The organism is Sporomusa sp., from assembly GCF_035561255.1.
Taxonomy (GTDB): domain Bacteria; phylum Bacillota; class Negativicutes; order Sporomusales; family Sporomusaceae; genus Sporomusa.
Genome location: NZ_DATMXX010000213.1, coordinates 1 through 9,151 on the forward strand (window position 1 = coordinate 1; position 9,151 = coordinate 9,151).

Below are 9,151 nucleotides of genomic sequence, written 5' to 3' on the forward strand. Positions count from 1 at the left end.
AAATAAACACACCTGCAATAGATGTTTTCAAGCGCAAGTGGTAAAATAATCGGCAAAAAACCGCCCTATTAAAGCAGGGGCGGCTGATACATCACATCATTAATCTGTTTTTTCCAAGTCGTCACTTTCATCCTTCAAGTCTCTAATAATATTGGGCAAATCAGCCAACAACTCTCGTAGTTCTTCTTCCGTCAAGTTGCATTCGATCTTATCGTTTACATTATCCATTGACACCACCACCTAATAAAAAAATAGCCAGCTGCTACAGGGGTTGGAAAAGCTGTTCATAGTTGAAAATTTGACAATATCATTATATAGCCCGATTCTTTGAATTGTATTTAAAAAGCGATTAAAATAAAATCCGCCCCATCCCGAAGTATGCAGCGACATACTCAGCTTACGGTAACTTGAACTCATTTGTAGTTTGTTCATTAGTAATACGAAAAGCGCATGTGAGGCTTTTATACCCTACACATGCGCTTTACTTCGTTGTTTGCTAAATCCCCAATACTATTTAAGCCAAAACATAACTGTAACTCTACAGAAAACCTTAGTGTGAAAGCGATTATTCCGGTTTTAATGCTAATGCGCGACATTTGCGCTACTTCTTCATCACGGTAGCTTTACCATCAGTAACTACTTTCCCCTCTTGATTCGTAACTGTAGTTTTTAAAATCAAGCGATTTTTGGCTTCTATCTTTTCAATAACTTCAACTGTAGCTGTTACGGTATCCCCAAATTTCACCGGCGCCTTAAATGCAAGTTCCTGGCCCAGATAGATTGTATTCGCCCCGGGTAATGAAGTTCCTAAGACAGCCGATATAAAACCAGCTGATAACATTCCATGAGCAATTCGCTCTTGAAACATAGTTGTTTTAGCAAATTCGGCATTGACGTGAACAGGATTGAAATCGCCGGTTATCCCGGCAAAACCATATACGTCGTATTCAGTTACTGTTTTCGTCATACTGGCTTTATCCCCCACTTGGATGTCAGTAAATTGCAGGTTCTGAATCATTACTTATGCCCCCCTCCCTGGCGCAGCTTATAAAATTAAGCCTGCCGCAATTTTTTAAATTCTTCAATCATGACCGGTAATACTTCCATGACGTCCCCAACAATACCATAGTCGGCAACTTTGAATATCGGTGCATCAGCATCTTTGTTAATAGCGATTACGATATCTGCAGAAGATACACCTTGTCGGCCCCGCTGGCAAACAGATCTTTGCTTAGGGTTTCGACCTGATTGCCAACGAGAACACCAGCCAGTTCCTGGCCCATTGACTCCGCCAGACATGTGACAAAGGGACGGTGGTTGTGTCTTCATCAGAAAGACCTTCCAAGTATTACTGCTTATTTTTATGCCTATTACCTTGATGGCAACCTTAAACAAAAAAAAATTAAAAGGTGTACCAAAGGGTTATAAACCCTTGATACACCTACATTTCTTAGTGGTGACCCACGTTGGAATCGAACCAACAACCTACTGATTAAGAGTCAGTTGCTCTGCCAGTTGAGCTAGTGAGTCAATTATGGCTAGGGCGGCAGGACTTGAACCTACGAATGCGGGAGTCAGAGTCCCGTGCCTTACCAGCTTGGCTACGCCCCAATAAAAATCACTTGACGCTAACGTCACAAGTGATATTATACATAACTATTGAGATTTTGTCAAATGTAAACACGCAAATTTGCAGTCTCCTGGTTTTTCAGTTTTGAATTGCTGTTATTTTGCTCTGCGATGTTACGCTGTAATTGCATTCTCTGTGTTTTTTTCAGCAGAATTATTAACCCATTTACCGCATTGTTTGCAGCAAACTGTAGCTTCAGGCAATGCCCAAGCCAGTACCTTGCCGCACTTGTCACACTTAAATGGAACTAATAGTGGCTGTGCTTGATTATTCATTGTAACACCCCTCTTCTTGGCCAGCTTGTCCATTACCTTTTATTTCCATATCAAGAGTGATATTCCTGCCAACATAAAATAAATAATTACATTGAATTTAAAACCGACCCCGCCTGCATTCAATCACTTTTCAACAAAAAACGCTTCTAAATAATTTAGAAGCGTTTTTTTACTAGTAAAGCACTAGGAATCGAAATTACAGCATTGCCATTTGATTCGAACCAATAAAGCTCTTCGTGGCTATAACAGCAATCTGTTCACAGCTAATCAAGCAAACTTATAACCAAACTCAAAAGCCTTCTGATTCTCCTCGACAAATTTTGGAACCCGCGCCTCCAGAGCTTTCAATAAACTTTCTTTACTGATTGCCGTTTTTAATTGCTGCCCCAGCATTCCCAGAAAGATAATATTGGCAAAGATGTCCCGCCCCAGTTCGTTGACCGCAATCTCTCTCGCCGGGAGAGCGGTATGTTGAGCCACAAAACCGGGATCAGGTTCGATATACCCTGGATCAAAAATAATTGTACCCTGCGTAACCAAAGCACCAAACTTAGTATAGGCTGCCTTTGACATTGCGCAAAAATAATCAGGTGTCTCGACCACCGGGCTGTCGATTGGCGAACCGGACAACACGATCTGGCTGCGGACATAACCGCCTCTTGTTTCCGTCCCATGGCTCACCAGCATGGTAGTAAACAGCCCTTCATAGACTGCCGCTGTGCTAAAAATCTGGCCTAGCCGGACAACTCCCTGGCCACCAAAGCCACTAACCAATATTTCCGTTCGTTTCATTTTGTCCCTCCTTACGCACAGCCGCTGTAAAATTTCTCATTTGCTCGGAAAACTCCGGCCGGCTGGCTGTGGCCTGGTGGTAAATACCTGTCCGAAAAGTAATCCCCTCGATAGCCTTGGCCGGCTCGGGATTGGTCCGCTCTTTAAGCCAGCGGTAAGCCACCACCGGCTTACGTGACCCCAGGGCTTTGCCGGCAAAGTTGGTTATACAGGGATAGGCTACATGCACCAGCGAAAATCCCTTAAACTGAATTGCCTTCTTAATACTTTCTACCGCATTCTGACCTTCGACACTTGTGTGTCTGGCTAAGAACCCGGCCCCGGCAGCCCTTAAAATATCCAGAATATCCCGACCGTCCTGAACCCAGTTAGGGTCCTGCATACCATAGGGGCTGCTGTCGGTCACTGAGCCATTGGGGGTTGTGTAACCATACTGGCCGCCGGTAGACTGATAGCCGAAGTTGTCGGCCACAACTACAGTCATATCAACATTTCTGCGCACAGAGTGCAGCAGGTGCAGCAGCCCAATGCCGAAAGCGTCGCCATCGCCCACGGTGAGTACTATTTTCTTCTCCGGGGGAAGCGCCAGGCGCAGACCGGTGGCAATCGCATATACACGCCCATGGGTGCCAGCAAAATTATCACCCTTCCAGGTATTAAAAGTCTGCCGGCCGGAACAGCCGATCCCGGTTCCCCACACAATATCACCGGTATCAAGTCCCAGTTCATCAATCGCCAATAAAACCTTTTTATGCACTTGTCCCAAACCACAGCCACTGCAGGCTGTGCTGGGAATTTTTTTCGTTTTTAGGTATTTTGTCGCTAAATAGTCCATTCTACCAAGCCTCCCGCTGCCATTTTACGCTTTCCAGCGGCTGACCGTTGATTAAGGTGCGGGCCGCATCCACTAATTCCGCAACCTTAGGCAATTCCCCGCATCGGCCTAAGAAATGTATTTCACTGTCTTTCGGAGCTGCCCGCTGCACTTCCCGCACCAACTGACCATCATAGTTAAGTTCCACAGACAGGTACTTGGCGCTGCGGCCAAACGCTTCATCAGGGAAAGGCCAGATAGAAACCAACCGAATACCGCCTACCTTTAGCCCCTGTTCCCTGGCGGCTTTTACCGCGCTTTTTAATACGCGCGACGGACTGCCATAGGCCACTAAAATAACATCCGGGTTATCCTCAGTGTCGATCTCTTCATAGCGAGTAATAAGCTCCTTATGGTTTCTCACCTTGTAAATCAGACGATGGGCGTGCTTATGCTGCCATTCAATCTCTTCGGTGTCAAAACCTTCAGCTGTAGGCGTCCAGTCCGAGCAGGCCGCTCCTGTGTTATGTCCTAATACCACCGGCGGTACGTCAATTTCATCGGTTGCAGGATAGAATTCAGGGCCATAATTGATTTTCCGGGGATATACCCGGAGTCCCATTGCTTCTATCTCTGCTTGGGTTTCAGGAATCAGCAGTGTTTCCCAGCCATCTGTTACAATTTGATCAGCCAGCACAGTAACCGGCATCCTAAACCGTTCAGCAAGATAAAAGGCCTCTACAGTCAGTTCAAAGGCTTCCTGTACACTGTTTGGCGCCAATACAATACTCTCGAAATTGCCCCCATGGGTCGGATAACGGCTGAGATAAAATTCCCCCTGACCGGGCGCTCCGGTAATGCCGCTGACCGGCCCTACCCGCTGGGCATTCACTACAACAACCGGAATTTCGCTGCCTAAGGCCCAGCCATAGGGATCTGCAAACAGGATATAGCCCGGACCAGAGGTCGAGGTCATTGCTTTAAGCCCGCCCAGGGAGGCGCCAATACAAATATGCATTGCTGATAACTCATCTTCAGCCTGGACATAATAGCCGTCTACCTGTGGCAATCGCCGCGACATATTCTCGGCAATCTCGGTTGCCGGCGTAATCGGATACCCTGCAAAAACCTTACAGCCGGCAAAAATAGCAGCTTCGGTAATCGCTGCATTGCCTGTGTCAAATATTCTTTTCACGACAATCCTCCTCTGCCGGTTTTTTATCTACATCAATGGCAAAATCCGGACACGCAAAAAAACAGCGCCGGCAGCCGATGCATTTATCTGCAGCCTTAACCTGGACAGGCCGATAGCCTTTCGTATTAAAATAATCAGCCTGGCTAAAGACATCCTTAGGGCAAACCTCTATACAATAGCCGCAAGCCTTACAGCCTTGGCCGTCAACCTGAACATCATATTTGCTTGGTTGTAATTTAGCTACCATATCAGCCGGCAGCTCCTTTCTCTTCTATATCTCATTGATCATTCTACTACCCTGTCGACAGTCAGTCTGCTGTGCAGCTCGACTAACATGCGGCGCTGGATTTTCCCGTTGGGACCTTTGGGAAAATCATCAATACAGATAATATTTTTAGGCACTTTGAAATCGGCCAGATACGCTTTGCAATGAGCAAGCACATTCTCGGTACTCAACTCGGCGCCTGGACGCAGTTGTACAAACGCTACAATCTCCTCACCAAACAAGCTGTCAGGTACACCGATTGCAGCTGCCACCTCAATCTCGGGCAACTGATAGAGAACTTCATCTACCTCCCGGGGCGAAATTTTTTCACCGGCCCGGTTGATTAATTCTTTTCTCCGGCCGGTCAGAAAGAGATAGCCGTCTTCATCAAAATAGCCTAAATCTCCGGTATAGAACCAACCCTTTTTAAAGCTTTCCTGATTTGCCGCCGGGTTGTTAAGATACCCCTGCGTAACATTAGCCCCCCGGAGAATAACCTCGCCTGCCACCCCGGCAGCAGTAATATTGCCGTTTTCATCCACCACACAAATCTCATTACCTGCAGCAAGCCCGACTGAACCAGCCTTTCTGATTGCAGGCGGCAGCGGATTCGTTGCCACCTGACTGCCTGCTTCGGATAAGCCATAGGCTTCAATTACCGGTACCTGGTACCGCTTCTCAAATTCCTGCAGAATCGCCACAGGCAGTGAGGATGAGGCCGAACGGGCAAACCGCAGGCTGGGTGCCTGAACAGGGCAAGCCTCATCCCGGGAAAGCAGGATTGATAAAATGGGCGGAACAGCACTAAACCAGGTCACCTGATACTGGTTCACCCAACCCCAGAAGCTACCGGCACTGAATCTACGCGGTATGATAGCCCGCCCGCCGGTAAACACAGGGGTAATCTGGGTAATAACCAAGCCATTAATATGGAAAAACGGCAGGATGCACAAGGTGATATCCTGAGCTGTCAGCGCGTGTCCCTGCTGGATAAAACCAGCCTCAGCCAGTAAATTGCCATGGGTTAGGACAACGCCTTTGGGCACACCTGTTGATCCTGATGTAAATAGCAGGAGCGCTTCTGCCTCAAGCCCTGACCCAGCCGCTGCTATAACGGTTTTTGGGTGCTGCTGAGGCAGCGTAACAATAAGCAGCTCTTGCCGGCCATCGTGCCCTGATTGATAACGCCTGGCCGGACCTGCAAACAGTTCGGGGGGCAATGCCCTTGCCCCCTCGACGTCTGCAATAATCAATTGTACACCGGCCTGCTCCAGCAAGCCTCCACTTTCCGAGGGTTTGAACCGGGGATTAAGCGGAACGGCAACCCCGCCCGCCAAAAGAATCCCCCAGAATGCCAGTACCCAATCCACCCCGTTATCTAATATCACCGCTACGCGTGCTCCGTTTTGTAAGCCTTGTTGCTCTAAGTACTGCGCGAATTTCCGGGCAGCCTGATAAAACGCTCCGTAGGTTAAGTCAGTCTGCTGTTCCGGCGATGATACAAAAACACGTTCACAATCATGTAAAGCCCGATATTTAATCAGATGAGCCAAGGATTTAAAACTCATAGTCCTCTCCCCTATACGGTATAGTGGGCTAATGGATGATCGCATGGATTACCATAAACGTAATGCATTGCCCGGTTTTCAATATCATAGATGGCAGTGGATACGGTCTGTGCGTCACCGCCATGCCGGCAGATAGGATGTGGTTCTTCATGGTTAGCCAGCACCTGGCTTATTCTCTCAACTGAAAAACCCTCAGTAAGTGGTTGTTCCGGTACTGCGGCTGACACTAATAGCCGTGTACACCGGGCAAGACGAATTTTGCTATTTTCTTCGTTTACCGCAAGCTTTCCCGGGACCGCCAGGTTAAGAAAATGATTGGTGCGTACAGTAACAGGCTGTGTGATAAGCTGAACCGCATAGTTAGGATAAAGCTGCTCAATCACAGCACCGCCCTCAGGAGTCATAATGACAATATTCCCGCCTACTAACGGTGTAGTTAGCAAGCAGTCGCCAGCGATCCGCAAAGCGTCTGCCAGGTTACCGGCACTCCGCAGGATATCTTCAATAAGCACGCCGCGCGGAGTCCGGATTTTAATTACCTCAGTAAGTGGTGTATAATCTGCGAAAGTCATAGCAACAGCTACCCCGGCCTGGTTAATGCCGCTGTTTAAACCACGCTCCAGCGGACTGGCATGACCGGCCACCCCGATATACCGGTAGCGGCCATGACCACGCAGCAAATCTTCTGCCAAACCGGCTCCTGGCTCCATGTCCCGGTTTTTAAACAAATATTTACCGTATATAGCCCCTAAAGTACACATTTTTTTCATCCCCTGACAAGGAAATCACTTGCCGGTATCCACTGTTATTTATTGCTTAAGCTTTTTATAATAGCGGTCATCAAATAATTCATTGATATCAAAATCTTTCTTGAGGACCTTGGTTTCCTTAAGGAAGTCTTTTACCTGCTGGAGGGCAGCAATATCTTCAGGAATAATCTTTGAATCCCAATCCGAGGTTTTTACAATTCTGGCAATCGCCGATACAGGCAGCTTGCTCTCTTTGGCAATCAGCTCCAGGGCCTCATCGGGATTCGTTTTCATAAATGCAGCGGCTTTTTCGTTCGCTTTAAGGATGCGCTCGGTATAGTCCGGATATTGTTTAGCAAAGTCATTGCGGGCCAGGAATACGCCAATATACCGTTTGACCCCGCTGGATGAATCCTCCAGGATCTTGCCGGCTTTCGCATTCTCTAAAACAGACGACCATGGTTCCCAGGTGGCAATGGCATCAACGTTTTTGGTTTCTAAAGCTGCCTGATGATCACTTGCCGGCAGATTCACAATATTAACATCGTTAGCACTAAGTCCATTCTTTTGCAGCAGTAAAATGAGGAAATGGTGAGCACTCGAACCAACCTGCACGGCTATCTTTTTACCTTTCAAATCGGTAACAGATTTAACAGGTGAATCCGGACGAATCAAAAGCGCATTCCCGGCAGGTGTATAGCCGGCACGGCTGATTACCTTGATATCAACACCGGCAGCCCGGGCTGATACCGGCGGCATATCACCGGTGTGGGCAAAATCCGCCCGTCCGCCGGCAAAGGCTTCAATCATGGGAGGCCCGGACAAGTAAAGATCATATTTTATATCGACCCCGTCTTTAGCAAACTCTTCTTCATATAGGCCCTTGGCTTTAGCCAGCAGAATGATTATGCTGGAGTTCTGGTAAGCAACGTGAATCTCTTTGGGTTTTTCCGTCTTTTTTGCTACTTCGGCCGTCTTGGTATCCTTGCCGGCGCACCCAGCCGCAAAAATACCAATTACAAATAACATTAGAACAGCTACAATTAGATTTTTCTTACCCATACTATCGACTCCTTATTTCTTTAATTTTATAACGTAAACCTGCAGCCTCAGTGTATGTAGATATAGAGCCTTAACCTCCCTTTATCAGTAAGTATGTGACTGCTTAGATGCTATAAGCAAAGGGTACTTCAACATCTGAGAAAAATTCAGAGTAGATCGCCTTACGAATTTTTACAAACTCAAAACTATTGCGGTCACGCGGCCGGGGCAAATCGACTGGAATGATTGACTTGGCTGTCGCCGGCAGCTTAGACATCACCACAACCCTGTCGCCCAGAAAGATGGCTTCATCAATATCATGGGTGACCAGCAGAATGGTTGTTTTCTCTGCTTCCCATATGCGGATAATCTCCTGCTGCATATTAATCCGGGTCATGGCATCAAGTGCACCAAACGGCTCATCCAACAGCAACACCTGCGGGCGGTTGACCAATGCCCGGGCAATGCTCACCCGCTGCTGCATACCACCTGATAACTGGTGTGGATATGCTTTCACGAAGCCGGCTAAGCCCACCAGGTCCAGATGCTCCTGGACAATACGTTTTTTCTCCGCAGTGCTGTGCCCGGTTCCCAAGCCAAAAGCGATATTCTCTTCAACGGTTAGCCAGGGATACAGCCGGGATTCCTGGAAGACCATGCCCCGGTTAACTCCCGGCCCTTCAATCAGGTTCTCCCCCAGACGTATTTCGCCGGTGAATCCCTGCTCCAGACCGACAACAAGCCTGAGTAGTGTACTTTTGCCGCAGCCGCTGGGGCCAATAATACTGATAAACTCCCCCGGCTTTACCGTAAGGTTAATAT

Annotated in this window: 11 protein-coding genes, 2 tRNA genes and 1 pseudogene; all 14 read right to left on the bottom strand. The window is 47.7% G+C overall.

The window, feature by feature from the left end:
* Window positions 1-99 precede the first annotated feature (99 nt).
* The gene (locus VN379_RS11670; protein ID WP_325533985.1) at window positions 100-228 is read right to left on the bottom strand and encodes a hypothetical protein; all 129 of its coding nucleotides are present in this window, start codon (window positions 226-228) and stop codon (window positions 100-102) included.
* Window positions 229-601: 373 nt separating this feature from the next.
* Window positions 602-1,018 carry a MaoC family dehydratase gene (locus tag VN379_RS11675; protein ID WP_325533987.1) on the bottom strand — a complete coding sequence of 139 codons (417 nt, stop codon included), beginning with the start codon at window positions 1,016-1,018 and terminating at the stop codon, window positions 602-604.
* 35 nt (window positions 1,019-1,053) lie between these two features.
* A pseudogene (locus VN379_RS25045) lies at window positions 1,054-1,200 on the bottom strand (electron transfer flavoprotein subunit alpha); the annotation flags it as partial.
* A 254-nt stretch (window positions 1,201-1,454) separates the two neighbouring features.
* Window positions 1,455-1,530: transfer RNA gene (locus VN379_RS11685), tRNA-Lys, on the bottom strand.
* 5 nt (window positions 1,531-1,535) lie between these two features.
* Window positions 1,536-1,611: transfer RNA gene (locus VN379_RS11690), tRNA-Gln, on the bottom strand.
* Between the two features lie 132 nt (window positions 1,612-1,743).
* Window positions 1,744-1,905 (bottom strand): hypothetical protein, encoded by a 162-nt coding sequence (locus VN379_RS11695; protein WP_325533991.1) that lies wholly within the window; start codon window positions 1,903-1,905, stop codon window positions 1,744-1,746.
* A 267-nt stretch (window positions 1,906-2,172) separates the two neighbouring features.
* The gene (locus VN379_RS11700) at window positions 2,173-2,697 is read right to left on the bottom strand and encodes a 2-oxoacid:acceptor oxidoreductase family protein (RefSeq protein ID WP_325533993.1); all 525 of its coding nucleotides are present in this window, start codon (window positions 2,695-2,697) and stop codon (window positions 2,173-2,175) included.
* On the bottom strand, window positions 2,672-3,532 hold the full coding sequence (locus tag VN379_RS11705; RefSeq protein ID WP_325533996.1) for a thiamine pyrophosphate-dependent enzyme: 861 nt from the start codon (window positions 3,530-3,532) through the stop codon (window positions 2,672-2,674). Before VN379_RS11705 ends, VN379_RS11700 begins: the two co-directional genes overlap by 26 nt.
* A gap of 1 nt (window position 3,533) precedes the next feature.
* The gene (locus VN379_RS11710; protein ID WP_325533998.1) at window positions 3,534-4,706 is read right to left on the bottom strand and encodes a 2-oxoacid:acceptor oxidoreductase subunit alpha; all 1,173 of its coding nucleotides are present in this window, start codon (window positions 4,704-4,706) and stop codon (window positions 3,534-3,536) included.
* The gene (locus VN379_RS11715; protein ID WP_325534001.1) at window positions 4,690-4,953 is read right to left on the bottom strand and encodes a 4Fe-4S dicluster domain-containing protein; all 264 of its coding nucleotides are present in this window, start codon (window positions 4,951-4,953) and stop codon (window positions 4,690-4,692) included. The genes VN379_RS11710 and VN379_RS11715 overlap by 17 nt, the downstream gene beginning before the upstream one ends.
* 38 nt (window positions 4,954-4,991) lie before the next feature.
* Window positions 4,992-6,539, bottom strand: coding sequence for an AMP-binding protein (locus tag VN379_RS11720; protein ID WP_325534003.1), 1,548 nt, complete (start codon window positions 6,537-6,539; stop codon window positions 4,992-4,994).
* An 11-nt stretch (window positions 6,540-6,550) separates the two neighbouring features.
* Entirely contained in the window at window positions 6,551-7,300 is a 750-nt protein-coding gene (locus VN379_RS11725) for a carcinine hydrolase/isopenicillin-N N-acyltransferase family protein (RefSeq protein WP_325534005.1), read from the bottom strand.
* Between the two features lie 48 nt (window positions 7,301-7,348).
* Entirely contained in the window at window positions 7,349-8,350 is a 1,002-nt protein-coding gene (locus VN379_RS11730) for an aliphatic sulfonate ABC transporter substrate-binding protein (RefSeq protein ID WP_325534007.1), read from the bottom strand.
* A 103-nt stretch (window positions 8,351-8,453) separates the two neighbouring features.
* A partial coding sequence (locus tag VN379_RS11735; RefSeq protein WP_325534009.1) for an ABC transporter ATP-binding protein occupies window positions 8,454-9,151 on the bottom strand: 698 nt, incomplete at its 5' end.